This is a genomic window from Pseudomonas sp. HP_01 (assembly GCF_055284355.1).
Genome location: NZ_JBTOPV010000009.1, coordinates 84,598 through 110,745 on the forward strand (window position 1 = coordinate 84,598; position 26,148 = coordinate 110,745).

At 59.8% G+C, this 26,148-nt stretch carries 23 protein-coding genes; 9 read left to right on the top strand and 14 right to left on the bottom strand.

Going from position 1 to position 26,148, the window contains the following annotated elements:
* Positions 1-230 precede the first annotated feature (230 nt).
* From ACYAR8_RS07375 to glnA, 5 genes are all read right to left on the bottom strand, one after another.
* Positions 231-875 (bottom strand): DUF4124 domain-containing protein, encoded by a 645-nt coding sequence (locus ACYAR8_RS07375; RefSeq protein ID WP_074890146.1) that lies wholly within the window; start codon positions 873-875, stop codon positions 231-233.
* On the bottom strand, positions 859-1,401 hold the full coding sequence (locus tag ACYAR8_RS07380) for a DUF4124 domain-containing protein (RefSeq protein ID WP_074890149.1): 543 nt from the start codon (positions 1,399-1,401) through the stop codon (positions 859-861). Before ACYAR8_RS07380 ends, ACYAR8_RS07375 begins: the two co-directional genes overlap by 17 nt.
* Positions 1,402-1,527: 126 nt before the next feature.
* Positions 1,528-2,094 carry a chorismate mutase gene (locus tag ACYAR8_RS07385; RefSeq protein ID WP_463579502.1) on the bottom strand — a complete coding sequence of 189 codons (567 nt, stop codon included), beginning with the start codon at positions 2,092-2,094 and terminating at the stop codon, positions 1,528-1,530.
* A 28-nt stretch (positions 2,095-2,122) separates the two neighbouring features.
* On the bottom strand, positions 2,123-2,572 hold the full coding sequence (locus tag ACYAR8_RS07390; protein WP_108121011.1) for a cupin domain-containing protein: 450 nt from the start codon (positions 2,570-2,572) through the stop codon (positions 2,123-2,125).
* A gap of 167 nt (positions 2,573-2,739) precedes the next feature.
* On the bottom strand, positions 2,740-4,146 hold the full coding sequence (gene glnA / locus ACYAR8_RS07395; protein WP_037018763.1) for a glutamate--ammonia ligase: 1,407 nt from the start codon (positions 4,144-4,146) through the stop codon (positions 2,740-2,742).
* Between the two features lie 332 nt (positions 4,147-4,478).
* Here glnA and thiI point away from each other — a divergent pair, with 332 nt between their 5' ends.
* Positions 4,479-5,933, top strand: coding sequence for a tRNA uracil 4-sulfurtransferase ThiI (gene thiI / locus ACYAR8_RS07400; protein ID WP_463579503.1), 1,455 nt, complete (start codon positions 4,479-4,481; stop codon positions 5,931-5,933).
* Positions 5,934-6,073: 140 nt separating this feature from the next.
* Positions 6,074-7,894: a translational GTPase TypA gene (gene typA, locus ACYAR8_RS07405; RefSeq protein ID WP_074890157.1), complete on the top strand. Its 1,821-nt coding sequence runs from the start codon at positions 6,074-6,076 to the stop codon at positions 7,892-7,894.
* A gap of 151 nt (positions 7,895-8,045) precedes the next feature.
* Here the strand turns inward: typA and ACYAR8_RS07410 are convergent, their stop codons facing one another.
* The 3 genes from ACYAR8_RS07410 to ACYAR8_RS07420 all read right to left on the bottom strand — a co-directional run bounded on the left by ACYAR8_RS07410 (position 8,046) and on the right by ACYAR8_RS07420 (position 11,380).
* Positions 8,046-8,501, bottom strand: a complete 456-nt coding sequence (locus ACYAR8_RS07410; RefSeq protein ID WP_074890161.1) for a YkgJ family cysteine cluster protein — start codon at positions 8,499-8,501, stop codon at positions 8,046-8,048.
* 121 nt (positions 8,502-8,622) lie between these two features.
* A complete protein-coding gene (locus ACYAR8_RS07415; RefSeq protein WP_463579504.1) occupies positions 8,623-10,008 on the bottom strand; it encodes a GTPase/DUF3482 domain-containing protein in 1,386 nt (461 codons plus the stop codon).
* Entirely contained in the window at positions 10,001-11,380 is a 1,380-nt protein-coding gene (locus ACYAR8_RS07420; RefSeq protein ID WP_463579505.1) for a DUF2868 domain-containing protein, read from the bottom strand. Before ACYAR8_RS07420 ends, ACYAR8_RS07415 begins: the two co-directional genes overlap by 8 nt.
* A gap of 254 nt (positions 11,381-11,634) precedes the next feature.
* Between ACYAR8_RS07420 and ACYAR8_RS07425 the strand changes: the two genes are divergently transcribed.
* Both ACYAR8_RS07425 and ACYAR8_RS07430 read left to right on the top strand, forming a co-directional pair.
* Positions 11,635-12,147, top strand: a complete 513-nt coding sequence (locus ACYAR8_RS07425) for a dihydrofolate reductase (RefSeq protein ID WP_463579506.1) — start codon at positions 11,635-11,637, stop codon at positions 12,145-12,147.
* Positions 12,148-12,504: 357 nt separating this feature from the next.
* A complete protein-coding gene (locus ACYAR8_RS07430; protein ID WP_074890169.1) occupies positions 12,505-13,560 on the top strand; it encodes an HAD family hydrolase in 1,056 nt (351 codons plus the stop codon).
* Positions 13,561-13,604: 44 nt separating this feature from the next.
* Here the strand turns inward: ACYAR8_RS07430 and ACYAR8_RS07435 are convergent, their stop codons facing one another.
* Positions 13,605-14,873, bottom strand: a complete 1,269-nt coding sequence (locus ACYAR8_RS07435; protein ID WP_463579507.1) for a DASH family cryptochrome — start codon at positions 14,871-14,873, stop codon at positions 13,605-13,607.
* A 142-nt stretch (positions 14,874-15,015) separates the two neighbouring features.
* Here ACYAR8_RS07435 and ACYAR8_RS07440 point away from each other — a divergent pair, with 142 nt between their 5' ends.
* Positions 15,016-15,480 (top strand): DUF3429 domain-containing protein, encoded by a 465-nt coding sequence (locus ACYAR8_RS07440; RefSeq protein WP_074890173.1) that lies wholly within the window; start codon positions 15,016-15,018, stop codon positions 15,478-15,480.
* Positions 15,481-15,623: 143 nt separating this feature from the next.
* Here the strand turns inward: ACYAR8_RS07440 and ilvD are convergent, their stop codons facing one another.
* On the bottom strand, positions 15,624-17,471 hold the full coding sequence (gene ilvD, locus ACYAR8_RS07445) for a dihydroxy-acid dehydratase (protein ID WP_463579508.1): 1,848 nt from the start codon (positions 17,469-17,471) through the stop codon (positions 15,624-15,626).
* 471 nt (positions 17,472-17,942) lie between these two features.
* Here ilvD and ACYAR8_RS07450 point away from each other — a divergent pair, with 471 nt between their 5' ends.
* Complete coding sequence (locus tag ACYAR8_RS07450) at positions 17,943-18,401, top strand: REP-associated tyrosine transposase (protein ID WP_463579509.1); 459 nt, start codon at positions 17,943-17,945, stop codon at positions 18,399-18,401.
* Positions 18,402-18,719: 318 nt separating this feature from the next.
* Here ACYAR8_RS07450 and ACYAR8_RS07455 read toward each other — a convergent pair whose 3' ends face one another.
* On the bottom strand, positions 18,720-19,916 hold the full coding sequence (locus tag ACYAR8_RS07455) for a class I SAM-dependent rRNA methyltransferase (protein WP_074890181.1): 1,197 nt from the start codon (positions 19,914-19,916) through the stop codon (positions 18,720-18,722).
* A gap of 167 nt (positions 19,917-20,083) precedes the next feature.
* Here ACYAR8_RS07455 and ACYAR8_RS07460 point away from each other — a divergent pair, with 167 nt between their 5' ends.
* The 3 genes from ACYAR8_RS07460 to ACYAR8_RS07470 all read left to right on the top strand — a co-directional run bounded on the left by ACYAR8_RS07460 (position 20,084) and on the right by ACYAR8_RS07470 (position 22,314).
* Positions 20,084-20,950: an HDOD domain-containing protein gene (locus ACYAR8_RS07460; protein ID WP_463579510.1), complete on the top strand. Its 867-nt coding sequence runs from the start codon at positions 20,084-20,086 to the stop codon at positions 20,948-20,950.
* Between the two features lie 38 nt (positions 20,951-20,988).
* Positions 20,989-21,801, top strand: coding sequence for a bifunctional DNA-formamidopyrimidine glycosylase/DNA-(apurinic or apyrimidinic site) lyase (gene mutM, locus ACYAR8_RS07465; RefSeq protein WP_074890186.1), 813 nt, complete (start codon positions 20,989-20,991; stop codon positions 21,799-21,801).
* A gap of 177 nt (positions 21,802-21,978) precedes the next feature.
* The gene (locus tag ACYAR8_RS07470; RefSeq protein ID WP_074890189.1) at positions 21,979-22,314 is read left to right on the top strand and encodes a multidrug transporter; all 336 of its coding nucleotides are present in this window, start codon (positions 21,979-21,981) and stop codon (positions 22,312-22,314) included.
* On the opposite strand, the gene ggt is transcribed toward ACYAR8_RS07470, so the two are convergent.
* The 3 genes from ggt to coaD form a co-directional block, all read right to left on the bottom strand.
* Complete coding sequence (ggt, locus tag ACYAR8_RS07475) at positions 22,296-24,038, bottom strand: gamma-glutamyltransferase (RefSeq protein WP_463579511.1); 1,743 nt, start codon at positions 24,036-24,038, stop codon at positions 22,296-22,298. The genes ACYAR8_RS07470 and ggt overlap by 19 nt on opposite strands.
* Positions 24,039-24,119: 81 nt before the next feature.
* The gene (locus tag ACYAR8_RS07480) at positions 24,120-24,371 is read right to left on the bottom strand and encodes a YfhL family 4Fe-4S dicluster ferredoxin (RefSeq protein WP_463579512.1); all 252 of its coding nucleotides are present in this window, start codon (positions 24,369-24,371) and stop codon (positions 24,120-24,122) included.
* A 99-nt stretch (positions 24,372-24,470) separates the two neighbouring features.
* Positions 24,471-24,950 carry a pantetheine-phosphate adenylyltransferase gene (gene coaD, locus ACYAR8_RS07485; protein ID WP_065991094.1) on the bottom strand — a complete coding sequence of 160 codons (480 nt, stop codon included), beginning with the start codon at positions 24,948-24,950 and terminating at the stop codon, positions 24,471-24,473.
* Positions 24,951-26,148: the final 1,198 nt, after the last annotated feature.

Consider the following 26,148-nt stretch of genomic DNA (forward strand, 5'->3'; position numbering starts at 1 on the left):
AGCGTATGGAAACCGCTGAAACGTGTGATGTGCTCGCGCATTCATTACAAAATGCAAAAACCAAACCAAGGCTCCGAAAAGAAGCGCGGATTGAGCAATTGCGAGCGTTTTTTGCACGACAGGCCCGGCGACAGTGCATGGATTCCTGAATGCCGAACCAAAATGGGCTTTTATGGCGAAACCTTGTTCAGGTTGCGCACCATAATAGAGCATAGCGGGTCAGGCAGTTTTTAGCGGAAAAACGGGAAGAAGCTCGATTCTTCTTCCGGCTTGTCCTTGAGGGGGCACTCGGGGCGCACGCCGTAGTCATCGGTTTTGCAGGGCTGAGCGAGTCGCTTCTGGGCCAGGGAGATGCGTACCAGATGGAAGGGCTGATTGGGGGTTCGCTCCAGCACTCGGCCATATTGATCGATGATCTCCACGGACAGTTGGTGAGTGCCGCGATCGATGTTCGTCAGCGGAAACACCGGACTGCGGGTCGGCTCACCAAAGGGCTTGCTGTCGAGCAGTAACCGGTACAGATGGTCTGGCTGCAACTCGGGCTCATTGCTGACGGTGACGTTCAGGTTGCCCTCAATGTCGCGAATCGTGCTGTCAGGCTCCGGCGCCAGAATGCGCAGTAACTGATAATGAAAGATGGGGCTGGCCGCTGGTTTCGCTTTGTATGGTCGAGCGGGCGCACTCGTGGGCTGGGCGACCCGGTTGGTCGGCGCAATGTCGACCTTCTTCGCATTGCGGTGAGGTTGATCGGTAAAGACCCGATTGCCGTCCGCATCGACGTAGGTATACACCTGAGCGAGGATGGACTGGCTCACGCCGAACAGCAGGCACAGGGCAATGGCCATCCGGCAAAGGTGTTTAAGGTTTGCCGACATGGACTCGCTGCACCGTCAGGTTGACCGTCTCGCTTTGCTGGATTGAGCGCTGGTTTTCCAGCACCTGAACCGAAAAGCTGTGCTCGCCCCGTTCAAGCTCCATCACCTGCAGACGCGGAATGTTGGTGGGCTGGCCGTAGGGCGCGCCGTCCACAATCAACTGCAGCAGATGCCCGGGCTGTAAACGAGGCTCAATGGCGACGCCCACGGTGAACGAGCCGTTGTTGGCACGAAGCGCTTCTTCCTGAGGCAGGTCTTTCAGCGCGAGCACCTGATAGGCAGCGGCGTTTTGCGGGTTCCGGGTTTGGCTCTGGGTCTGCGTCTGCGTCGCGGGGAGTGGCGGCGGCGCAGCAGGCACGACGGTCTCGACGCTGTTGAGTGGCGGCAGCTCGACGGTTTCGGCTTTGGTGCCGTTCGGCGGCTGATTGCTGTACGCCGTGTTCCCGGAGGCATCGGTGTATTTGTAGATCTGCGCGGCAGCGGGCAGTGCAAACACCAGCAACAGAAGGGCGAGACATTGACGCATGAACACTCCAGTGCAGCGATCAGGACAACCCACAATGGTGCCGCGCTCAATGCATCGCTCGGCGTGGGTCAGCATAGAGGAATACTGATCGACGGTGTCAGTTGAGAAGCGGATCTGCGCGCTTGCTCACTGGCTTGCCGTGGTCCGGCAGAGGTCGCCTGCCGCTCTTTGCAGTGCGGTCACGATGACGGGATCACTTGCCTGTCGGTGGATCTCCGACTGCACCCAGGCTGGGCATTTAGCATCGCTGCGGTAAGGCTGGAACGCCGAGTAACTCTGCATTAATACCGGCAGCAGCGTATCCAGCCGACCCCGGATGCCATCGGTGAGACTGGAATCGGGCGTCTCCGGGGAGTGGCCGCTTTCACGCCACTGCTCAATGCGCGCGTATTGCACCATCTTGTTGGCTTCCATCTGGGCGGTCATGAAAGCGCGTACGTCGTCGGCCGCCAGCTTGAATTCACCCGCACGTGATTCGGCGTTCTGAATCACCTGACGCTCGCGCTCACTGTCCTGCACCGGCTTGCCGCTGTGCCATTTGCTGCGTGCTACGTCATTGGCGATTTCCAGCCGCTGCTCCATGGCCGCAATAAGCGGCTGAAGTTGCGCAGGGGGCTGCTGGGCAGGCGCCGCGTGAAGGCCGGTTGACACCAGGCCGCAGGCTAAGGCAGCGAATTGGAGCTGTTTAAGCATTGTTATGTCCTCACGTATGACCGAGCGATCACTGTTTATCACTTTGGCTGGTAGAAAGTGGCATTCCCGGTGTTCCGGCGTAAAAAACGACGAGCTCCACGGCGGTGTCTCCCGTAAGGCCCCGATGCTGCCTGTTGATCATTTCAGGCAGCACATCGCCTGGCTTGAGCAGAATCGACTTGCCGCCTTCGCGGGTTTCGACCGTGAGATTGCCGGAAACGACATAGGCCGCATTGGGCATCGGGTGCTCGTGCCATTTGAGTGCGGTGTTCGCGGGGATCTTGATGTTGAGGACGGTCAGCTCAGGCTTGCCGACGGGGTAGGCGTCATAGGCTGTTCCGTCCCAGGAATTTGAGCTTTTGAGCAGCACGGTGGATTCGACCGTTGAGACTGGAGTGGAGTTGGACGTTTGCGCAGTGGTGCATCCGCCAAGGGCGATCATCGCCAGCAGCAGGCAAGCGGGGGTGATGTTGAACATGGATGAAATCCTTGTGCTTGTTGAAAAGCAGAAAACACAAGGTTGCCGGAAGCGTCATTCCCATCTGCGGTACATATTTATAGCGACCGAGCAATGCCCGGCCAGCAACAAAAAAGGCCTCCCGAAGGAGGCCTCTTGTTCACGCAGCTTACGCCGGCGCGACTGGATCAGCAGCTGTAGTACAGCTCGTATTCCAGTGGGTGTACGAAGGTGCGCACTTTGATCTCTTCTTCGGATTTCAACGCGATGTAAGCGTCGATGAAGTCGTCACTGAATACGCCGCCTTTGGTCAGGAACGCACGGCCTTTATCCAGCTCTTCCAGGGCTTCTTTCAGGCTGCCGCAAACTTGTGGGATCTCTTTCGCCTCTTCAGGCGGCAGGTCATACAGGTTTTTGTCAGCAGCATCGCCAGGGTGGATCTTGTTCTGGATGCCATCCAGGCCAGCCATCAACAGGGCAGCGAACGCCAGGTACGGGTTGGCTGCCGGGTCCGGGAAACGTGCTTCGATACGACGGCCTTTAGGGCTGTTGACGTAAGGAATACGGATCGATGCCGAACGGTTACGGGCCGAGTAGGCCAGCATGACCGGCGCTTCGAAACCTGGAACCAGACGCTTGTACGAGTTGGTTGCCGGGTTGGTGAAGCCGTTCAGTGCCTTGCCGTGCTTGATGATGCCGCCGATGAAGTACAGAGCGGTGTCGGACAGGCCGGCATAACCTTCGCCTGCGAAGGTGTTCTTGCCATCTTTGGAGATGGACATGTGAACGTGCATACCCGAACCGTTATCGCCGTACAGAGGCTTTGGCATGAAGGTAGCGGTGCGGCCGTAAGCGTCGGCAACGTTGTGCACGACGTATTTCAGGGTCTGAACTTCGTCAGCCTTTTTAACCAGCGTGTTGAATTTCACGCCGATCTCGTTCTGGCCAGCGGTTGCCACTTCGTGGTGGTGAACTTCGACGACCTGGCCCATTTCTTCCAGAGCGTTGCACATTGCGGTGCGGATTTCGTGGTCGTGGTCGAATGGCGGAACCGGGAAGTAGCCGCCCTTGATGCCTGGACGGTGGCCCTTGTTACCGCCTTCGATGTCCGCGTCGGACATCCAAGAACCTTGTTCTGAGTAGATCTTGAACATGGAGCCGGAGATGTCGGACTTGAATTTCACTTCGTCGAAGATGAAGAATTCTGGCTCAGGGCCGGCGAATACGGTGTCACCGATACCGGTCGACTTCAGGTATTCCTCGGCGCGGTGAGCGATGGCGCGTGGGTCGCGATCGTAGCCCTGCATAGTCGAAGGTTCGATGATGTCGCAAACCAGGATCAGGGTAGGCTCTTCGGTGAACGGATCCAGGACGGCGGTTTCGTCGTCCGGCAGCAGGATCATGTCGGAGGCTTCGATGCCTTTCCAGCCCGAGATGGAGGAACCGTCGAACATTTTGCCGACTTCGAAGAAGTCGTCTTCCAGCGCATCGCGGGCCGGCATGGTCACGTGGTGCTGAGTGCCTTTGGTGTCCGTGAAGCGCAGATCAATCCACTTAACGTCATGATCTTTGATGAGTTGAACCGACTTCGACATGTTGTCCTCCGGGGTGGATTAGGGCCTGAGTAGTAGTGGGCCCTTCAATTTGGGTGATGCCGGGCGCGATACTCGACCAAGGCAACCTGCCTCACAAGGGAGCAATTTGCATGCCAGTGCCCTGTGTTGGGTTTTCCGCGGGAATACCAGTCTTTTAGCGCGTTAAACGTCGCATATTCGAAAACGTGCGCACCGTTGTGGTGCTAAGTAATTGTATACAGGGCCGTTTTGGTGCGTGGACGATTGACTGTACGATAACTGGTTAAACCTTGAGCAATTTCCGCTATAATCCGCGCCCCCCATTTTCGACCGGGACCTAGCGCGCTGTTTTCATGAAATTAATCGTCAAAGTCTTCCCAGAAATCACTATCAAAAGCCGGCCTGTGCGCAAGCGCTTCATCAAACAGCTGGCCAAGAACATCCGTACGGTGCTCCGCGATCTGGACCCGGCGTTGGTGGTGGATGGCGTGTGGGACAACCTTGAGGTCGAAACAAAGGTCGAGGATGCCAAAGTCCTGCGCGAGATGACCGAGCGGCTGAGCTGCATGCCCGGCATCACGCACTTTCTGCAGGTTGACCAGTATCCGCTGGGCGACATGGATGACATCTACGAGAAGTGCAAACTGCACTTCGGCGATGCGATCCCCGGCAAGGTATTCGGGGTGCGCTGCAAGCGCGCAGGTCATCATGACTTCAGCTCCATGGACGTCGAGAAGTACGTCGGCAGTAAGCTGCGCCGTGAGTGCAACGCCGCCGGTATTTCGCTGAAGGCGCCGGAAGTCGAAGTCAGAATCGAAATTCGGGACCAGCGTCTGTTCGTGATCCACAGCCAGCACAACGGCATGGGCGGTTATCCGCTGGGTTCGCTTGAACAGACCCTGATCCTGATGTCCGGTGGCTTTGACTCAACCGTGGCCGCTTACCAGATCATGCGCCGTGGCCTGATGAGCCATTTCTGCTTCTTCAATCTGGGCGGACGTGCCCACGAGCTGGGCGTGATGGAAGTCGCGCACTTCATCTGGAAGAAGTACGGCAGCTCTCAGCGAGTGCTGTTCGTCAGCGTACCGTTCGAGGAAGTTCTGGGAGAAATTCTCGGAAAAGTCGATAACAGTCATATGGGCGTAGTATTGAAGCGTATGATGTTGCGCGCTGCGACCAATATTGCCGACCGGCTGGAAATCGACGCGCTGGTCACCGGCGAGGCGATTTCCCAGGTATCCAGCCAGACGCTGCCCAACCTGTCGGTGATTGATTGCGTGACAGAGAAGCTGGTCCTGCGACCGCTGATCGCCAGTCACAAACAGGACATCATCGACCTGGCCGATCAGATCGGCACCGGCGATTTTGCCCGGCACATGCCCGAATACTGCGGTGTGATTTCGGTGAACCCGAAGACCGCCGCCAAGCGCAACCGGGTCGAGCACGAAGAAAAATCGTTCGACATGTCCGTGCTCGAACGTGCGCTGGAAAACGCTCGTCTGGTACCGATCGATCGTGTGATCGAGGAATTGGGCCAGGACATTCAGATTGAAGAAGTCAGTCAGGCGCTGGCCGGGCAAGTGGTCATCGACATCCGTCACCCGGATGACGCTGAAGACCGTCCGCTGGATCTGGCTGGCGTTGAAGTACAAACGCTGCCGTTCTTTGCATTGAACAGCCGTTTCAAGGAACTGGATGACACGCGCCAGTACCTGCTCTATTGCGACAAAGGCGTCATGAGTCGCCTGCATGCTCATCATCTGCTCAGTGAGGGGCATGCCAATGTGCGCGTTTATCGACCGAGCTAAGTGCCCGGGGCTGTTTGCCTGTGGCTTGCGTCACCGGCCCCCCGACACCAGTCGTCAGCCGTAACGGCTTTCGCCGGCTCCACCGTTCATAGCTGCCTGCAATCAGGCAGCTGACCGAATCCTCTGATCGAGATACACAAGTGATCGAAAATCTACGCAACATCGCCATCATTGCTCACGTTGACCACGGTAAAACTACCCTCGTTGACAAGCTTCTGCGCCAGTCCGGCACCCTTGAGCGCAACGAGCTCAACGACGAACGCGTGATGGACTCCAACGACCAGGAGAAAGAACGCGGTATTACCATTCTCGCGAAGAACACCGCGATCAACTGGAATGGCTACCACATCAACATCGTTGACACCCCGGGCCACGCCGACTTCGGTGGTGAAGTAGAGCGCGTGATGTCGATGGTTGACTCCGTTCTGCTGCTGGTCGACGCTCAAGACGGCCCTATGCCGCAAACCCGTTTCGTGACCAAGAAGGCGTTCGAAGCCGGCCTGCGTCCAATCGTGGTCATCAACAAGGTTGACCGTCCAGGCGCGCGTCCGGATTGGGTTCTGGACCAGATCTTCGACCTGTTCGACAACCTCGGTGCCACCGAAGAACAGCTGGACTTCAAAGTCGTCTACGCCTCGGCCCTGAACGGCATCGCCGGTCTGGAACACACCGACATGGCTGAAGACATGACCCCGCTGTACCAGTCGATCGTCGACAACGTGCCTGCGCCAAAGGTTGACCGTGACGGTGCGTTCCAGATGCAGATTTCTGCACTGGACTACAACAGCTTCCTGGGTGTTATCGGCGTTGGCCGTATCGCTCGTGGCCGCGTCAAGCCGAACACTCCGGTTGTCGCGATCGGTGCTGACGGCAAGCGTCGCAACGGCCGTATCCTGAAGCTGATGGGTCACCACGGTCTGCACCGCATCGACGTCGATGAAGCAGCAGCCGGTGACATCGTCTGCATCAGCGGCATGGACTCGCTGTTCATTTCCGACACCCTGTGCGATCCGCTGAACGTGGAAGCCATGGTGCCGTTGACCGTTGACGAACCAACCGTTTCGATGACCTTCCAGGTCAACGACTCGCCGTTCTGCGGTAAAGAAGGCAAGTTCGTGACGTCCCGTAACATCAAGGAACGTCTGGACAAAGAGCTGCTGTACAACGTTGCTCTGCGCGTTGAAGAAGGCGACACCGCTGACAAGTTCAAGGTCTCGGGCCGTGGTGAGCTGCACTTGTCCGTACTGATCGAAACCATGCGTCGCGAAGGCTTCGAAATGGGTGTCGGTCGTCCGGAAGTGATCATCCGTGTCGTTGACGGCGTCAAGCAGGAACCGTTTGAAAACGTCACCATCGACCTGCCAGAAGAATCCCAGGGCGCCATCATGGAGCAAATGGGTCTGCGCAAAGGCGATCTGACCAACATGGTTCCGGATGGCAAGGGCCGTGTGCGCCTTGAGTACAACATCCCGGCTCGCGGTCTGATCGGTTTCCGTAACGAGTTCCTGACCCTCACCTCTGGTGCAGGCATCCTGACCTCGATCTTCGACCGTTACGACACCATGAAGTCGGGCGACGTCTCCGGCCGTCAGAACGGCGTTCTGGTTTCGGTTGAGACCGGCAAGGCGCTGACCTACTCGCTGGAAACCCTGCAGGCTCGTGGCAAGCTGTTCGTAGAACACGGCCAGGAGATCTACAACGGTCAGATCGTAGGCCTGAACAGCCGCGACAACGACCTGGGTATCAACCCAACCAAAGGCAAGAAGCTCGACAACATGCGTGCTTCGGGTAAAGACGAGACCATCGCTCTGGTTCCACCGGTCAAGTTCACCCTGGAACAGGCTCTGGAATTCATCCAGGACGACGAGCTGTGTGAAGTCACTCCTAAGTCGATCCGTCTTCGCAAGAAGATCCTCGACGAAAGCGAGCGTACCCGCGCTGCCAAGAAAGCCAAGGCGTAACTAGCCCCGGCTGAACGAAAACGCCCCCGGTCGAAAGGCCGGGGGCGTTTTTGTTTGTGTGGGATTTGGCTTGGCCCGTGTCGAAACTGTGAGGGAGATGTCGCTCAATCCAGCCTCTTCCCGGCTAAAGCCGGTCCCACTGAGGTGAGGCTTAGAACTTCAACGGCACCCGGCCGGAGTTCGAGTTCAGCGTGCCGGTGCTTTCGCGCACGACTTCTTTCGGCTTGTACGCGCAATAACCCGGGCGCGGACCGATCTTCGGGTGGTTGCGGCAGGTGTCGGGGCGTTTGTCGTAGATGGTGCACAGCCGGCTCTTGCGATCCAGGTACAGGCAATCGTTGTTGCTCATGCGCTGAAGGGTGAAGATTCCGGACTTCTGGTTGAAGCGCTCGACGATCCCGTCCTTCTGCAACCGCTTGGCGATGTTCTTCGGGTTATCGCCCTGTTCGAACTCGTCGACGATGCCGATGCGGATCAGGTCCTTGATCTTCACTTCAACAGGCAGCGTGCAGCAGCTGGAGACGCAGCCTCCGCACATATAGCTGGAGTATTTCTGCCAGGTCTCGATGCGGTCGAGTTCTGCAGCGGCGATCAAAGTGGGCTTCATGAGCGTGTGCTTCCGGGTGTATCGGGCGCGCGATCATACCGGTCCGCGCGCAATTCCCCTACCGCAAAATCGTCGGGGCGACTATCGGCTGCTGCCTGGCAGCTCATTGCGGTCGCCCATTTCAGACCAGCACAGTCTTGGCCAAGTCCTCGACTTGCTCCTGGCGCTCGCTCTGGTTCAGCTTTGCGCCAGGATTCAGCGACGACCACTGCGGATGCGCCCGCGCCTTATGCAGTGCCTCCGGCAGCTTGCCTTCGCGCCAGGTCTTGTCCAGAGGCTCGGTCAGTTTGATGCTCTCCATCGCGGCATGACCGCGCACTTCCAGCGCTTGCAGCAGTTGCCGTTGGCGCAGCGCGAGCAGTCGCAGCACGGCATCGTCGACCGTCAGCTCGCGCTGACCCTTGAACTTGTCCATCAGCCGGCCGCCGTAACTGCGCGCTGTTTGCAGAGCGCCGCCGGCAATCGCGCCGACCAGTGCCGCCGCCCCCAGCGTGATGCCGCCGACCAGCAAGTCCACGCCTGCACCTGCCGCCGCGCCCGCAGCGATACCGCCACCCACGCGTACGCCAAGCAATTTCAGGGTTTCGGGATTGAACAGGTCATCCCCCCAGCGGCCATCCATCAACGGCAAGTCGCTGGCCGAGGCATCTTCTCGACGAAACGCGTAAAGCTTGAGCAGCGACTCGACGCAACGCTGTTCGCGCTGACGCACGGCTTTGCGCAGATCGTCTATGGCGGCCTGCACTTGACCTGAATCCGTCGCAACACTTCGGCGGCAGGCTGCGCAGTCGAGCAAGAGCTCGGAGATCAGTCGGGCTGCGCTCTGCTTGCGAGCCTCACGCTGGGCCTGCTGATCTGCAATGAGACGCTCAAGTCGTCCCCGTGAGGTTTCCAGCAACAGGGCGAGGCTTTCATACAGGCGACGTTCGCCATCTTCGGGCGGGGCGACGCTGTCAAAACGCACCAGCGCGTGCAGGCCGAGACGCGCCAGCGCTTCACGCCAGTCCGGTTCGCGCTGCTGCGCACTGCTGACAAAATTGAGCACGGGCAGCAACGGTTTGCCGCAGCTGGCGAGCACGGCCAGCTCGTCGCGGTACTTGGCCAGCACCGGCTCCCGCGCATCGATCACGTACAGGCCGGCGTCGGAGGCGAATAGCTGACGAAGCACTTTCGCTTCCTGTTCGAAACGCTGGCGTGCCTCGCTGCCTTCGAGAAAGCGTCCGAGGCGCGCCGGACCATCAAGGCGTTCGCCGGGCCGGTCCAGCCGCTCGAGATAGTCCAGCAGGGCGATGGCGTCTTCCAGGCCGGGCGTGTCGTACAGCTCCAGCAGCGCCTCGCCATCCACCGACAATCGCGCGCCTTCGACATGGCGTGTGGTGCTGGGGCGGTGGGAGACCTCGCCGAAGCCGACATCGCGGGTGAGTGTGCGCAACAACGACGTTTTGCCGACGTTGGTGTGGCCGACCACAGCCAGTTTCAGCGGTCGAATCGCGTCCTTGTCAGTCATGTCCGCTCTCCAGCCAGGTTACTGGCGCACTGTCGGTCCAGTTCAGTTCAAGCTGCTTCAGCGCCGTGTGCCAATCTTCCAGTCGGTCGGCGTCCAGCGCCTGTCCGGCGGGGGCGGGCAACAACCAGATGCGCGTCGCGGTGGCGCATCGCGCGAGTTCGGCAATCAGCGCCAGGCTGCCGCGATCCGGCGAACGACGTGGATCGCAGGCGATGGCAAGACGCGCAGGTGGATAGCGTGTCAGTTGGTCGAGCAGTGTGCGCCTTGACTCACGGGAGTCGAGAATGCCCGCGTTCACCACGCTGTCGGGAAGCTCGGGTGGCCACGGCTGCTGATTGTCCAGCTCGATGGCGACCAGCAGCGCGCCCTGGCTTTCGCTCGCCGACGGACCGGTGGTGACCGCGTGAAGCTCGGGAGGCGCTGCATCGTTGATGCCCAGCCGTTCGCTGCTGGGCATCAAGCGCTCGCGCAGCTCGACGAAACCGGGATGGCTCAGCTCCAGTGCCAACCCTCGTCGGCCCACGCGCCAACGCAGGTAACACAGCATCGTCAGCAGCAGGCGCGGGAAAATACCGAACACCACCAGCACACCGACCAGCCATCCGGCCCAGGCCTGACGGGCGTTTTCGATGGCGAGCGCATTGTCACCGCTGGCGCGAATCATTGATTCGGTGGGCACGCTGAAACCGAGAAGCGAGGGAATTGCTCCCAGGCCTCGGGTCAGGCTGACAAAGGTGTCGCTGCCCAGAATGGTGGTTTCCCAGACGAAGCCGTAGCGCCGTGTCGCCATCAGTAAGAGCAGCAGCGTCAGCGCGCTAAGCAGGGCAAGCAGCCACAGACCGTTGACGCAGATGCCCAGCACCCAGCGGTTCAGGCGCTTGCGTTGCAGCAGCAATATCAATGCAGGCGCGAGCTGCGCCGCCTGGGCATCGCGCGCCAGTTTCTCGCTCAGCCACAGCCAGAGTCGACCAAAGCCGGCGGTACTTTCCCCGACGAAGAGCACACCGATGGCCCAACTCAACAGCAGAATCAGGTTAAGCCCGAGCAGGCTGCCCAGCGCCCAGAACACATTGACGGGCGTCTGTCCGTCGCCCAGCGCAGCGAACGCCAGTCCGGCGCCGCTGACCACCGCGAACACCGCCAGCAGTATCAGCGCCAGGCGCGCGCCCTGTTTCCAGTGATGCAGGGCCTTAAGCATGCCGTCGCGTTCGGCAAGCCATAGGGCGCGGTGTTTGATCCGGGTTTGCAAGTCGCCTGCAGCGGCGCGCGCGCGGCGGTTGGCTTCTTCGTCTTCGAGCGCGCCGGCGTGTTCTTCACGCAGGCGCACGGCTTCGGTCAGCCAGAGTTCATCAAGGGGAGTCAGTGCAGTCACGCGGCGTCTCGTCGGTAAAGTCGTGGGTGAGCATAACCGGTGTGGCTGCGATCGCGCATTGCCAAGGGTTTGCGTTGCTTGGACAACCGCCATCGCGAGCAAGCTCACTCCTGCAGGTTCGTCGTTTGAAATTTCCCGCACTGTGCGCACAGTGTAGAAGTGAGCTTGCTCGCGATAGGGACCTTCCCGGCGATGGTCATTCGGCTTGTACTCCGGTGAAGGAATCAGAGGGTGGCCTCTGATATCCTCGCACCATGAAAAAACATCTCCCCTTGAGCTTGATCGCCGCACTCGCTGAAAACCGGGTCATCGGCGTCGACAATTCCATGCCCTGGCACCTGCCGGGCGATTTCAAATATTTCAAGGCAACCACGCTGGGCAAGCCGATCATCATGGGTCGCAAGACTTGGGATTCTCTGGGCCGTCCGCTGCCGGGCCGGTTGAATCTGGTTGTCACCCGCCAACAGGATTTGCAGCTTGAGGGCGCCGAGGTTTTCACCTCTCTGGAAGCGGCGGTGCACCGCGCGGAAGAGTGGGCCCGCGAGCAGGGTGTCAGCGAAGTGATGCTGATCGGCGGCGCGCAGCTCTACGGCCAGGCCCTTGAGCATGCTGACCGCCTGTACCTCACCCGCGTGGTGTTGAGTCCCGAAGGCGATGCGTGGTTTCCGGAATTTGACGAGGCCAAGTGGACGCTGGTGTCGACTACAGAGAACCCGGCACTGGACGACAAGCCTGCGTACAGTTTCGAAGTCTGGGAGCGAGTCTGACATCGCTATCGCGAGCAAGCTCACTCCTACAGGGGAATGCGATCAACTGTAGGAGCGAGGCTTGTCCCGCGATCTGCCGGGAACCGGCAGTAAACCCGGCGAACGCGGCGTGTCTGATACGGCAAGCAGGTAGCCATTGCTGCCGGTCCCCGGCAGATCGCGGGACAAGCCGCGCTCCTAGAGGTTTTGCCGCCACGTTAACGTCCGTACTTGTCACAAAAACGTCGTTTTCATGTCATCTGTCGCGAATGGCGATCAGGGTGACGCCATGAGAACGGATACTGTCGCTGACGCATCCAAACAGTCATGGCTTTTTGTTACGGTCCTCCTCGAACCAGAAAAGGGGAGGAGATCACCATGAAATTCGTACCAACACTTTTGGCGACTGCGCTGTGTCTTGGCCTTGCCGGACAGGCACTGGCCACCGAGCTGAACCACTGGCCCGCGCCCGCCGCCAAGCAGCTCAATGCCATGATTGCGGCAAATGCCAACAAAGGTAACTTCGCTGTTTTCGACATGGACAACACCAGCTACCGCTACGACCTGGAAGAGTCGCTGTTGCCGTTCATGGAAAATAAAGGGCTGATCACCCGCGACAAACTTGATCCTTCTCTCAAGCTCATCCCGTTCAAGGACACCGCTGACCACAAGGAAAGCCTGTTCAGCTACTACTACCGGCTGTGCGAAATCGACGACATGGTCTGCTATCCGTGGGTCGCGCAGGTGTTTTCCGGCTTCACCCTCAAAGAACTCAAAGGCTACGTCGACGAGCTGATGGCCTCGGGCAAACCCGTGCCGAGTACGTATTACGAAGGCGATGTGGTCAAGACCATAGAAGTGCAGCCGCCCAAGGTGTTTACCGGTCAGGCCGAGCTGTACAACAAGCTGATGGAAAACGGCATTGAGGTCTATGTGATGACCGCAGCCTCCGAAGAGCTGGTGCGCATGGTCGCCGCTGATCCCAAGTACGGCTACAACGTGAAGCCGCAGAACGTCATCGGCGTAACCACACTGCTGAAGAACCGCGAAACAGGTGAACTGACCACCGCCCGCAAGCAGATCACCGCCGGCAAATACGATGAAAAGGCTAACCTCGGTCTTGAGCTGACGCCCTACCTATGGACCCCGGCAACCTGGATGGCCGGCAAGCAGGCAGCGATTCTGACCTACATCGATCAGTGGAAAAAACCGGTATTGGTAGGCGGCGACACCCCCACCAGCGACGGTTACATGCTGTTCCACAGCGTCGACGTCAGCAAAGGCGGCGTTCATCTGTGGATCAATCGCAAGGACAAGTACATGACCCAGCTCAACGGCATGATGAAGACCAACGCCGAGGCTCAGGCCAAGGAAGGTTTGCCGGTGACGGCGGACAAGAACTGGGTGATCGTCAAACCGGACGAGATTCAGTAAGCCGTCTCATCGCGCGGCACGGCGGTTTGCCGTGCCGCACTCTTTCAGGCCCATAACCTGCGGTACGCGCCGTCGGTATCGTGTTCGTCGGCCTGCTTCGTGGTATTGAAGCGTCGACCGCCCCTCGGGTCCGTTCCGTAGCCGGCGATGTACAGCCAATTGCCCTGATTGCTGTAGACGTCGTAATCCACCAGCTGCGCCTCGAACCACGCGGCCCCGGCGCGCCAATCACCCTTGAGATCGAAGATCAGGTAACTGGCGACGATCTGGCGCATTCGGTTGGACAGATAGCCCGTCGCTGCCAATTCCCGCATACCCGCGTCAATCAACGCCTCTCCGGTTTCACCCCGACACCAGCGCGCAAACCCCTGTGGGTTGTGGCCAGGTTCGCTGGTCCCTTTCAGGCCGCTGGCGCGATAGAGAAGCCGGCCGTATTTCAGATGCAGCAAGCGAAAGTAGTCACGCCACAGCAACTCGAAATAGATCCAGTACGTGCTGTCGTTGGCGCCGTGTTCGGCCTCGAAATCCTTCAGCGCCTGATCGACCTGCGGCGCTGAAAGCGAACCCCGTGCAAGCCAGGGCGAAAACTTGGTGGAGTCGTCCACGGCGCTCAAGTTGTTGCGCGTGGCTTTATAGCTGTTCGCCAGACCCCGACGGAAATACTGCTGCAGATGCTCAATGGCCGCGTGCTCGCCGCCGTGGAATGCTTGCTGTTGGTAAGGAAAAGCCGAGCGGGAGTCCAGGGGCGCAGGCGTTTGCAGTCTGACCGCTTCAATGCTCGTACCTTGTGGCAGCGCAGGAATTGTCTTTGGCGATGGTAGGGCGGGGCGGGCAGAAGCGTGGGCTTTTTCCACAAGGCGCCGAAAGCTGCTGAATACGTCGGGCAACTCCTCGACCGCCATCGGCAACTCATCCAGTGTAAAAAGCGTCGACTGCCAGTGATCTTCCACGGTCAGTCCCGCCTCCCGAAGAGCTTGCACCTGTGCTTGCTCTTCCGGCGCCGCGATGCGTTCGCAGACGATCGTATCGACACCCAAGTCGTGGGCCAGGGCGACAAGGCGTTCAACGGAATTACCCTCAATCTGCATCAGTGCGCTGCCTCGAGCGCTCAACTGCCCGGCCAGTGCGCTGACCGCGGTCTGTTCGAAATACCGGCGGTGGGCACCGATACGCTCGAATCCCCATGGCGTCGAAGCCGCCACGGGTGTGCAGTAAACCGGCAGCAGAGTGTCGGCAAGTTCACATGCGTGGGTAAACGCGGGGTTGTCGGCAAGCCGAAGGTCCTGACGGAACCAATAGATCAACGTATTCATGTAAAGGTCTCAGTGCCCAGGGATCAAGGCCTTGATCAGTGGGTGACAGGACGTAGTCCTTTTTCCGGTCGAGCAAGAGAAGCTAAACAGGATTGCACTTTTGAGCCATAGTCTTTCAAGTAAATGACTGAAAGGGGCTCAAATGAAAGCGTTGTCGCTGTCTTCGTCGCCAAGGTATGTCGCCTTGCTGGGTTATGGTGGTTTGCTGCCGTTCGTTGGGCTGCTGTTGTTGATCCTGTTTACAGTCGAATACCGACCATTCTTGACGCACGCGCTGGTCGCTTACGGGGCGGTGATCCTGAGCTTTGTGGGCGCGCTGCACTGGGGTTTCGCCATGACCCTGCAAGGCCTGAATGCCGAACAGTGTCGCGAGCGGTTCATCTGGAGTGTCATCCCGGCGCTGATCGCCTGGCCCGCTCTGTTATTGCCGGCACCGCTGGGGCTGTTGTTGTTGATTTTCGGTTTCGTCGCGCACTACTGGCAGGACCGGCGCCTGGTGAAAGTCACAACGCTGCCCGACTGGTATTTGCCGATGCGTCTGCGTTTGACGTTGGTCGCCAGTCTTTGCCTGCTTCTGGGCGCGATCACTGTGGCGGTTGGCTCCTGAAACCGCCGGTGTCCGGTTCTGTTGGAGGCTAAATTGAAGGCCCGGCTGGATGCTCGACCCATGTTCGAGCCTTGCGTACTCCAAGCGGGTGGCAGACAAAAAAACACCCCGACCTGCGGGGTGTTTTTCAGTGCGGGTGATGCTTATGGCATCAGCTTGTCGAGCATCGCCTTGTCACGCACAGCACCCTTGTCGGCGCTGGTCGCCAGCAGGGCGTAGGCCTTGAGGGCGGTGGTCACTTTGCGTGGGCGTGACTCAACCGGCTTCCAGCCTTTCTTTTCCTGCTCGGCGCGACGTTCGGCCATTTCCGCGTCGTCGATCATCAAATTGATCGAGCGATTCGGAATGTCGATCAGTACCTTGTCGCCGTCACGAACCAGACCAATCGCGCCGCCGGCGGCAGCTTCAGGAGAAGCGTGGCCGATGGACAGGCCAGAGGTCCCGCCCGAGAAACGCCCGTCGGTCAGCAGCGCGCAGTCTTTGCCCAAGCCTTTGGACTTCAGGTACGACGTCGGGTACAGCATTTCCTGCATGCCCGGGCCGCCTTTCGGACCTTCGTAACGGATGATCACGATGTCGCCGGCCTTCACCTCGTCCGCCAGAATGCCGCGAACGGCGCTGTCCTGGCTTTCGAATATCTTGGCGTTGCCTTCGAATACGTGAATCGACTCGTCCACGCCGGCGGTTTTCACCACGCAGCCGTCGAGCGCGATGTTGCCGTACAGCACGGCCAGGCCGCCTTCTTGCGAGTAAGCGTGCTCAACGCTACGGATGCAGCCGTTCTCGCGGTCGTCGTCCAGGGTTTCCCAACGGGTCGACTGGCTGAAGGCCGTCTGGGTCGGAATTCCGGCAGGGCCCGCTTTGAAGAAGTGATGCACCGCTTCGTCGTTAGTCTGGGTGATGTCCCACTTGGCGATGGCTTCTTCCATGGATTTGCTGTGCACGGTCGGCAAGTCGGTGTGCAGCAGGCCGCCACGGGCCAGCGAGCCCAGAATGCTGAAGATGCCGCCGGCGCGGTGGACGTCTTCCATGTGGTACTTCTGGATATTCGGCGCGACTTTGCACAGTTGCGGCACGCGGCGCGACAGGCGATCGATGTCGCGCAGGTCGAACGGAATCTCGGCTTCCTGGGCAGCGGCCAGCAAATGCAGGATGGTGTTCGTCGAACCGCCCATGGCGATGTCGAGGGTCATCGCGTTCTCGAACGCCTTGAAGTTGGCGATATTGCGCGGCAGGACCGAGTCGTCGTTGTCTTTGTAGTAGGTTTTGCACAGGTCGACGATGGTGCGCCCGGCCTGCAGGAACAGCTGCTCGCGGTCGGAGTGGGTCGCCAGCGTCGAACCGTTGCCCGGCAGCGCAAGGCCCAGGGCTTCAACCAGGCAGTTCATCGAGTTGGCGGTGAACATGCCGGAGCACGAACCGCACGTCGGGCAGGCGCTGCGCTCGTACTCGGCGACTTTCTCGTCGGATGCGGTCGGGTCGGCGGCAATGACCATGGCGTCGACCAAATCCAGGCCGTGGCTGGCGAGCTTGGTCTTTCCGGCTTCCATCGGACCGCCGGAAACGAAGATCACCGGAATGTTCAGGCGCAACGAAGCCATCAGCATGCCGGGGGTAATCTTGTCGCAGTTGGAGATGCAGACGATGGCATCGGCGCAGTGGGCGTTGACCATGTACTCGACCGAGTCGGCGATGATCTCCCGGCTTGGCAGCGAATACAGCATGCCGTCATGGCCCATGGCGATGCCGTCATCCACCGCGATGGTGTTGAATTCCTTGGCGACGCCGCCCGCTTTCTCGATTTCACGAGCGACCAGCTGGCCCATGTCTTTCAAGTGGACGTGGCCCGGAACGAACTGGGTGAATGAGTTGGCGATGGCGATGATCGGTTTTTTGAAATCGTCGTCCTTCATACCCGTGGCACGCCACAAAGCGCGCGCGCCGGCCATATTGCGGCCGTGGGTGGACGTTTTCGAACGGTAATCAGGCATTGGAGCACTCCGGCTAATCGGCTGAATGAGGAAGGGAGTGAGCTTCTAGTGACGTCGTGTGCAAAAGGCAGTGACCGGATGCAGCGAAGAAACCGAACGATACGGGATCACCGTACGCCCAGCCTGAGCTCATAAACCCGCCGGGGATGACTGGCGATGAATAGCGCTGATTCTACACCTGTGGGGGCGGGAGGGAATGGTGGGAAGTGGTGGCCGTGGATTCACCTTTCTGGCCGCCGAGACGCTCGGTGGGAATCTTATCGCATTCGCGAGCAAGCTCACTCCTACAAAGATGCCTGCTGATTCGCGCGATCAATGGTCCCGGCGGGATTGCAAGGTCCGGTGCGGAACCACTGTAGGAGTGAGCTTGCTCGCGATAAGGATCTTGTAGACACATCCGGAATCTCTGTTTGGCGGTTACCCCTCAGGCACTGTTCTAGCCTTCCTGATAATCACCAACGGGAGCGACTAATGCCGGAATTGCCGCGTGGAAAATGTCTAAGAAACGGGAGGTTTTCGGAGTCGGGACGGATTTACCTCGTCACTTCGGTTACCCATAACCGGGAGCAGATTTTCAACGACTGGAAGCTGGGACGTTTGGTTGTGAACGAGTTCCGCGCGGCTCAGTTCTCGGGGGCGGCGGATTCGTTAGCGTGGGTCATCATGCCCGACCACATCCACTGGTTGCTTGAACTGACGGGAGGTGAATTAACTCGGGTTTTGCAGGGTATGAAGTCACGAAGCGCTCGCGCAATCAATCAGTCGCGAGGGACGCACAGGCAAGTCTGGCAGAGAGGTTTTCACGATAGAGCATTACGACGGGAAGACGATCTTTTGATGATGGCCAGATACATCGTTGCCAATCCCTTGCGAGCTGGATTGGCGAAACGGATCGGAGATTATCCGCTTTGGGATGCGATTTGGCTTTAACGCAGAATCGCGAGCAAGCTCACTCTTACAGATAGAGCAGGATCGCGAGCAAGCTCACTCCTACAGATAGAGCAGGATCGCGAGCAAGCTCACTCCTACATGTAATGCACGGTACCTGTAGGAGTGAGCTTGCTCGCGATCTGTTGCGTAGCGACAGCAATCCTGCAATGCATTCAGTCAGGCATATCACCGTCGTCTGATTTGCTGCCGGTTCCCGGCAGATCGCGGGACAAGCCACGCTCCTACAGGTTCTGCAGATGGCCTGTAGGAGTGGGCGGCTCGTTACGTCACGCTATCTCAGCTATCAGCTATCAGCTATCAGCTGTTGGGCAACAACCGGCAGGTGATGCTTTTGATGTAGCGCGTTTCGGGGATTGCAGGGTGGACCGGGTGGTCCGGGCCTTGGCCGCCGCGCTCGAGCAGTTGGATATTGCGGTCCAGATGGCGGGCGCTGGTGAGGAGGATGTTTTGCAGGTCGTCTTCCGGCAGGTGCATCGAGCAGGAAGCGCTGACCAGAATGCCGTCCTTGCTGAGCAGGCGCATGGCTTGCTCGTTCAGGCGGCGGTAGGCGCCTTCGCCGTTTTTCATGTCCTTCTTGCGTTTGATGAACGCAGGCGGGTCGGCGATGATCACGTCGAAACGCTCTTCCGCCGCTTTCAGCTCCTTCAGCGCCTCAAACACGTCGCCTTCGATGCAAGTGACCTTTTCCGCGAAGCCGTTCAGTGCCGCGTTACGCTCCACACCGTCCAGGGCAAAGGCAGAGGCATCGACGCAGAACACTTCGCTGGCGCCGAACGCACCGGCCTGGATGCCCCAGCCGCCGATGTAACTGAACAGATCCAGCACTCGCTTGCCCTTGGCGTACGGCGCCAGGCGCGCGCGGTTCATGCGGTGGTCGTAGAACCAGCCCGTCTTCTGGCCTTCCATCACAGGCGCTTCGAACTTCACCCCGTTCTCTTCCAGCGCGACCCACTCCGGCACCAGGCCGAACGCGGTTTCAACGTAGCGGTTCAGCCCTTCGGCGTCGCGTGCGGCGGAATCATTCTTGAGCAGAATGCCGCTTGGCTTGATCACTTGAATCAGCGCAGCGAGCACGTCGTCCTTGAGCTGCTCCATGGCCGCGGACGCCAGCTGCACCACCAGGATGTCGCCGAAGCGATCAACTACCAGACCCGGCAGCAGGTCGGAGTCGCCATAGACCAGGCGATAGAACGGCTTGTCGAACAGACGCTCGCGCAGCGACAGGCAGACGTTCAGGCGATGAACGAGCAGCGACTTGTCGAGGGGCAGTTTGACGTCGCGGGACAGCAAACGCGCGCAGATCAGGTTTTGCGGGCTCATCGCCACGATGCCCAGTGGCTTGCCGCCCGCTGCTTCGAGAATGGCTTGAGCGCCCGGAGCAAAGCCGTTGAGCGGGGTGGCAGCGACGTCGATTTCGTTGCTGTAGACCCACAAATGACCGTTGCGCAAACGGCGATCGGCGTTGGGCTTGAGGCGCAAGCTAGGCAGGGACATGACGTCGCTCCGGAAAAAAGAGCGGGAGTATAGCGCGTGAACCCGCTGGTGGGCGCGCCGTCCTCGATTACCGTCTGGCTGTCCGTCGGATCCGTTGAATCGTCATCCAGTTGTCGACCCATGGGCGCGAGGGGTTAGAATCGTGCCCTGACCCCGAGTGTGAAGTTATGTCCCAAGAGCTTACGTCCGAGCAGATCCAGCAGGCGTTACAAGGCATCAGCGTTCCGCCCCAGCCGCAAATCATGGTGGATTTGCAGATGGAGCAGTACATGCCCGACCCTGACCTGGGTGCGATCGCCCGGTTGATCGCTCAGGATCCGGGGCTCTCTGGCGCGCTGCTGAAGATCGTCAATTCCAGCCATTACGGACTGACCAACAAAATCGCCTCGATTCAGCGAGCGGTGAATCTGCTCGGCAGCCGCTCGGTCATCAACCTGATCAACGCGCAGTCGATCAAGGGCGAGATGAGCGATGAAACCATCGTCGTGCTCAACCGTTTCTGGGATACCGCTCAGGACGTTGCGATGACCAGTCTGACGATCGCCAAGCGCATCGGCTCGCAAACAGTCGATGAGTCCTACGCGCTGGGCCTGTTTCATGACTGCGGCGTGCCGCTGATGATCAAGCGTTTCCCCGACTACATGAGCGTACTCGAAGAGGCGTATTCCAACACCACCGCCGAGTGTCGGGTGGTCGACACCGAGAATAGGGTGCTGAACACCAATCACGCCGTTGTCGGTTATTTCACCGCCAAGTCCTGGCGTCTGCCTGAACATGTCAGCAATGCGATCGCCAATCACCACAATGCGCTGGCGATTTTCAAGGACGACTCGGGTCGCAACGCGCCGCTGAAAAACATGCTGGCCATCTTGAAAATGGCCGAGCATGTCTGCGAATCCCACCGCGTCCTGGGCAACGAGCCCGTCGACCACGAGTGGAACAGCATTGGTCCTCTGGTTCTCGATTACGTTGGCTTGTCCGACTACGACTTCGAAAACCTCAAGGAAAGTATTCGCGAGCTGAGCGCGCACTGACCCTGCGCGCCGGCCCCCGCCCTTCATCGAGCTGCCCCATGCCTGAGTTACCTGAAGTCGAAACCACCCGCCGGGGCATTGCGCCGCACCTGGTGGGCCAACGCGTCAGCCGCGTGATCGTGCGTGATCGCCGCCTGCGCTGGCCGATCCCCGAAGACCTCGACGTGCGCCTGTCGGGGCAGAAAATCGTGGCCGTCGAGCGACGCGCCAAATACCTGCTGATCGAGGCGGAGGTCGGCACCTTGATCAGTCACCTTGGCATGTCGGGCAATCTGCGCCTGGTGGACGCCGGTCTGCCGCCGCTCAAGCACGAGCACGTCGACATCGAACTCGAATCCGGCCTGGCCTTGCGCTATACCGACCCGCGTCGTTTCGGCGCGATGCTCTGGAGCCTCGACCCGCTCAACCATGAATTGCTCGCGCGCCTTGGGCCGGAGCCGCTTACCGACCTGTTCGATGGCCTGCGCCTGTTCGAGCTGTCCCGCGGCCGTGCGATGGCGGTCAAGCCGTTCATCATGGACAACGCGATCGTCGTGGGCGTCGGCAACATTTATGCGACCGAAGCCCTGTTTGCCGCCGGCATCGATCCGCGCCGCGCCGCCGGGAGCATCTCCAAGGCACGCTATATAAAGCTGGCGACTGAAATCAAACGCATCCTGGCCGCAGCTATCGAGCGGGGCGGTACGACGCTGCGTGATTTCATCGGCGGGGACGGCCAGCCCGGCTATTTTCAGCAGGAACTGTTCGCGTACGGTCGCGGAGAGCAGCCGTGCAAGGTGTGCGGGACCACGTTGCGTGAGGTCAAGCTGGGTCAACGGGCAAGCGTTTACTGCCCGAAGTGCCAGAAGTAGTTCCCGACGTCAGCAGCGCGGTTGGCAGGAATCCCTGACCGCCCCGCGATCGCTACGGTTTATCCGATCCCTCCTACAAGGCGTGTGTCGTCAGTGAGGCACGCCGCCCCTTGCGGAAGCCCTCGCCCTGTTTATAGTGAACAGCTCCATACCTGCCTAAGCCTGAAGGACCATGCCATGAGCCCGTTTCGAATGCTTGCTGCCACCCTGGCCGTGTTCTTCGGCTTGCAAATCACGCCTGTACTGGCTCAAGACGCGACTGGCAGCGGTGATCCCGTCTACGAAATCGAAAGCCCTCCCGCCTACGCGATGATCGGCGACCTGCTGATTGCGCGGCCGATTCTCATCGCCGCGACTGTTATTGGCGCCGGGTTGTTTGTGGTTTCATTGCCGTTCACCGCTGCGGGCGGCGGCATTGGCCGCACCGGCAAGGCGCTGGTCGTGGATCCGGGCAAGGCGGCATTCGTCCGCTGCCTGGGTTGCACCGGCGACGGTTACGGCAAGCAGGACTGATCGGCGCAGGCGCGCATCAGTTTCAGCGTGCCATCGGGTTTGAAAGTCGTCGAAACGCCAATGCCACGCGGGTCACTGGCCGCTTCGACCCGGGCACTGTTCTTGTGCCATAACAGCACCTGCTGATTGCCGAAATCCTTCGCCGTCTCCTTCAACGCGTAACCGCGCTCGCGCAGGTCCGCCAGTTCCTTCTCCGTGAATGTGCCCGGCTCGTACTCGACCACATCCGGCGTGTACTGGTGGTGATAGCGCGGCGTTGAGGCCCAGTTGGCAATCGGTTGATCGTCCAGATATTGCAGCATCGACAGCAGCACCATGCTGGGGATGCGGCTGCCGCCCGGGGTGCCGAAAGCGGCGAGCGACTGCGGGCCTTCGATGAAACTCGGGCTCATGCTCGACAGTGGCCGCTTGCCCGGCTCGATAGCATTGGCGTGACCGCCGGCTGAGGCCGAGTTGCCCTGACTTTTGGGGTCGATGGCGAAGTCGTCCATCTCATCGTTGAGGATGATTCCGGTGCCGGGCACGGTAAACGCTGAGCCGAACGGCAGATTCAGCGAGAGTGTCGCCGTCACCGCGTTGCCTTGGTTATCCAGTACGGCGAAATGGCTGGTGTTGTCGCCCTCACGCCAACGCGGCGCGGGGGGCAGGGTGTTATTGGGCGTGGCGCGGTGGGGATCGATGCTGGTGGTCAGCTGCAGCAAGTAGTCAGTGGAAAGCAGTTGAGCCACCGGGTTGGGCACGAAATCCGGATCGCCCAGCAACACGCGATCGCGGTAAGCACGGCGCAGTGTCTCGATCACAAAATGCGCCTGCTGGATTTTTCCTGACTCCCGCCATGGTAGCTGTTGCAGCATGAACAGGCTTTGCGCCAGAGCGATGCCACCTGCCGAGGGCGGCGGTGCGCTGATCAGCTCCCGCTGGTCGGCCATCTGAAAGCGCAGAGGCGTACGCGTAATGACTTCATATTCTTCGAAATCGTGGTAATTCCAGATGCCCCCTGCGCGACGCACGCCGCTGACCATCGCCTGCGCCACCAGACCGCTGTAGAACCCTGGACGGCCATTGTCGGCGATGCGCTCCAGCGTCTGCGCCAGCTCCGGCTGGGTGATGACGTCACCCAGATTCGGCACGTCGTTGTTGCGCAGGAACAGGCGCGCGCTCTCTTTGTTGTTACGTAGCGCGAACAGACGCCAGCTGGCGCGTTCTCGATAAACGCTGTCCACCGTGAAGCCGCGGTAGGCGACCCGGATGGCTGGCGCCAGCGAGATCGAAAGTGGCAATCGCCCATAGCGTTCGGCGAGTTCGACCAACGCGGCGGGAAGCCCGGGAATCGCAGCCGCCAGAGGTCCGTTCAGGGACAGGTCCGGCTGGAGAATCCCATTGCGGTGGAACATCTTGGGTTTGGATTTGAGCGGCGCTTTTTCCCGCGCGTCCAGAAACTGATACTGAACGGGGTCGCCGGATTGGCGCAGCAGGAAAAAGCCGCCGCCGCCGAGGCCCGACCCGTAAGGTTCGACGACGGCGAGGGTCGCACTGATGGCAATGGCGGCGTCGAATGCGTTGCCGCCGTCGACCAGGATTTCCCGGCCGGCGGCGGTGGCGATGGGGTGCGGGCTGGCAATGGCGGCCTGATCAGGGTGATCGGGGCTGGCCTTGGCCGAAAAAGCGCACAGCAAAAACACTGCGCCTGACAAAACAGGTATCCGTTCCAGCATAGAGATCATGCGTATCTCGCTCAATTCAACAGGCGTTATAAGCCAGTGTCTTCGGCGAAAGCACGTATGCCGACAGGGATATGCGTTCGGTTATACCTTGCTGGTGATCAGGTTGTACTTGGCCATGAGCTCGTCCTTGCTCTCCACGTGGTTTTCATCCAGCGGGATGCAATCCACGGGGCAGACTTGCTGGCACTGCGGCTCGTCATAGTGGCCGACGCATTCGGTGCACAGGTTGGGATTGATCACGTAGATCTCTTCACCCTGGGAAATGGCTTCGTTCGGGCACTCGGGTTCGCAGACGTCGCAGTTGATGCAATCGTCGGTGATGATCAGGGACATGGATACTCCTGCCACGGTCGACACCGGGGCATATCAAAACGAATGCGGCGAATTGTGCCGCATTAGCGCTCGGTATGCACCTTACCTCGACGCAAGGCCTCAGGCTTTGAAACGTTCGCTCAGCGCCTGGGCCACGGCGGGGTGTACGAATTTGGTGATATCACCGCCTAACGCTGCGATTTCCCTGACCAGCGTAGATGAAATGAACGAATAGCGTTCGGACGGTGTAAGAAAAAGACTCTCGATGTCCGGGGCCAATTGCTTGTTCATGTTGGCGAGCTGAAATTCGTACTCGAAATCTGACACTGCGCGCAGGCCGCGCAGCAAGATGTTGGCGTTTTGCTCTTGGGCGAAGTGCGCCAGCAAGGTCGAAAATCCTACGACTTCCACGTTATGCAGGTGTTTGGTCGCCTCGCGGGCAAGGGCGACACGTTGCTCCAGCGGAAACAGCGGGTTCTTCTTCGGGCTGGCGGCGACAGCGATGACCACTTGATCGAACAGGCGCGAGGCGCGCTCGACCAGATCGCCATGACCCTTGGTGATTGGGTCGAAGGTGCCGGGGTACAACACTCGGTTCATCGCGTCGTCCTGGTCGGAGTTCGTTGGGGACTGGATGGTAGCGCAGCACGCTGAGCCGGCCAAGCTGCCGAAGCGTGCAGTGGTGCTTTGCGGTGTAGTGCGCGACGTTTTCCCGGCTAAAGCCAGTCCTACAGTGCGGCCGCGTTCAAATAGTGGGACCGGCTTCAGCCGGGAAGAGGCCGATGTGGGCGCCATCAGATTTACGGTGTAACGCGAAACGCATACACGGCTAAAGACAGTCCTACAGGATGGCCGCGTTCAGATAGTGGGACCGGCTTCAGCCGGGAAGAGGCCGGTGTGGGCGCCACACATTTTGTGGTGTGACGCCAAATACATTCCCGGCTAAAGCCAGTCCTACAGGATGACCGCGTTCAGAGAGTGGGACCGGCTTCAGCCGGGAAGAGGCCGATGTGGGCGCCATCAGATTTGCGGTGTAGCGCGAAACGCATACACGGCTAAAGCCAGTCCTACAGGATGACCGCGTTCAGATAGTGGGACCGGCTTCAGCCGGGAAGAGGCCGATGTGGGCGCCATCAGATTTGCGGTGTAGCGCGAAACGCATACACGGCTAAAGCCAGTCCTACAGGATGACCGCGTTCAAATAGTGGGACCGGCTTCAGCCGGGAAGAGGCCGGTGTGGGCGCCATCAGATTTGCGGTGTGGCGCGAGATGCATTCCCGGCTAAAGCCAGTCCTACAGGATGACCGCGTTCAGAGAGTGGGACCGGCTTCAGACGGGAAGAGGCCGATGTGGGCACCATCAGATTTGCGGTGTTACGCGAGACGCATTCCCGGCTAAAGCCAGTCCTACAGGATGGCCGCGTTCAGAGAGTGGGACCGGCTTCAGCCGGGAAGAGGCCGGTGTGGGCACCCTCAATTCTGCGGTGTGGCGCGAGATGCATTCCCGGCTAAAGCCAGTCCTACAGGATGGCCGCGTTCAGATAGTGGGACCGGCTTCAGCCGGGAAGAGGCCGGTGTGGGCGCCATCAGATTTGCGGTGTGACGCAAGACGCCTTCCCGGCTAAAGCCAGTCCTACAGGATGGCCGCGTTCAGATAGTGGGACCGGCTTCAGCCGGGAAGAGGCCGGTGTGGGCGCCATCAGATTTGCGGTGTAGCGCGAAACGCATACACGGCTAAAGCCAGTCCTACAGGATGACCGCGTTCAAATAGTGGGACCGGCTTCAGCCGGGAAGAGGCC

Coding starts and splice junctions, on each gene's coding strand:
- ACYAR8_RS07410 (WP_074890161.1), bottom strand. CDS start 8,501: ATGAAGCCCACTTTGATCGCCGCTGCAGAACTCGACCGCATCGAGACC.
- ACYAR8_RS07435 (WP_463579507.1), bottom strand. CDS start 14,873: ATGAATACGTTGATCTATTGGTTCCGTCAGGACCTTCGGCTTGCCGAC.
- ilvD (WP_463579508.1), bottom strand. CDS start 17,471: ATGCCTGATTACCGTTCGAAAACGTCCACCCACGGCCGCAATATGGCC.
- mutM (WP_074890186.1), top strand. CDS start 20,989: ATGCCTGAGTTACCTGAAGTCGAAACCACCCGCCGGGGCATTGCGCCG.
- ACYAR8_RS07470 (WP_074890189.1), top strand. CDS start 21,979: ATGAGCCCGTTTCGAATGCTTGCTGCCACCCTGGCCGTGTTCTTCGGC.
- ACYAR8_RS07415 (WP_463579504.1), bottom strand. CDS start 10,008: ATGACTGACAAGGACGCGATTCGACCGCTGAAACTGGCTGTGGTCGGC.
- ggt (WP_463579511.1), bottom strand. CDS start 24,038: ATGATCTCTATGCTGGAACGGATACCTGTTTTGTCAGGCGCAGTGTTT.
- ACYAR8_RS07430 (WP_074890169.1), top strand. CDS start 12,505: ATGAAATTCGTACCAACACTTTTGGCGACTGCGCTGTGTCTTGGCCTT.
- ACYAR8_RS07440 (WP_074890173.1), top strand. CDS start 15,016: ATGAAAGCGTTGTCGCTGTCTTCGTCGCCAAGGTATGTCGCCTTGCTG.
- ACYAR8_RS07385 (WP_463579502.1), bottom strand. CDS start 2,094: ATGCTTAAACAGCTCCAATTCGCTGCCTTAGCCTGCGGCCTGGTGTCA.
- coaD (WP_065991094.1), bottom strand. CDS start 24,950: ATGAACCGAGTGTTGTACCCCGGCACCTTCGACCCAATCACCAAGGGT.
- glnA (WP_037018763.1), bottom strand. CDS start 4,146: ATGTCGAAGTCGGTTCAACTCATCAAAGATCATGACGTTAAGTGGATT.
- ACYAR8_RS07450 (WP_463579509.1), top strand. CDS start 17,943: ATGCCGGAATTGCCGCGTGGAAAATGTCTAAGAAACGGGAGGTTTTCG.
- ACYAR8_RS07390 (WP_108121011.1), bottom strand. CDS start 2,572: ATGTTCAACATCACCCCCGCTTGCCTGCTGCTGGCGATGATCGCCCTT.
- ACYAR8_RS07375 (WP_074890146.1), bottom strand. CDS start 875: ATGTCGGCAAACCTTAAACACCTTTGCCGGATGGCCATTGCCCTGTGC.
- ACYAR8_RS07455 (WP_074890181.1), bottom strand. CDS start 19,916: ATGTCCCTGCCTAGCTTGCGCCTCAAGCCCAACGCCGATCGCCGTTTG.
- ACYAR8_RS07460 (WP_463579510.1), top strand. CDS start 20,084: ATGTCCCAAGAGCTTACGTCCGAGCAGATCCAGCAGGCGTTACAAGGC.
- ACYAR8_RS07380 (WP_074890149.1), bottom strand. CDS start 1,401: ATGCGTCAATGTCTCGCCCTTCTGTTGCTGGTGTTTGCACTGCCCGCT.
- thiI (WP_463579503.1), top strand. CDS start 4,479: ATGAAATTAATCGTCAAAGTCTTCCCAGAAATCACTATCAAAAGCCGG.
- ACYAR8_RS07425 (WP_463579506.1), top strand. CDS start 11,635: ATGAAAAAACATCTCCCCTTGAGCTTGATCGCCGCACTCGCTGAAAAC.
- ACYAR8_RS07480 (WP_463579512.1), bottom strand. CDS start 24,371: ATGTCCCTGATCATCACCGACGATTGCATCAACTGCGACGTCTGCGAA.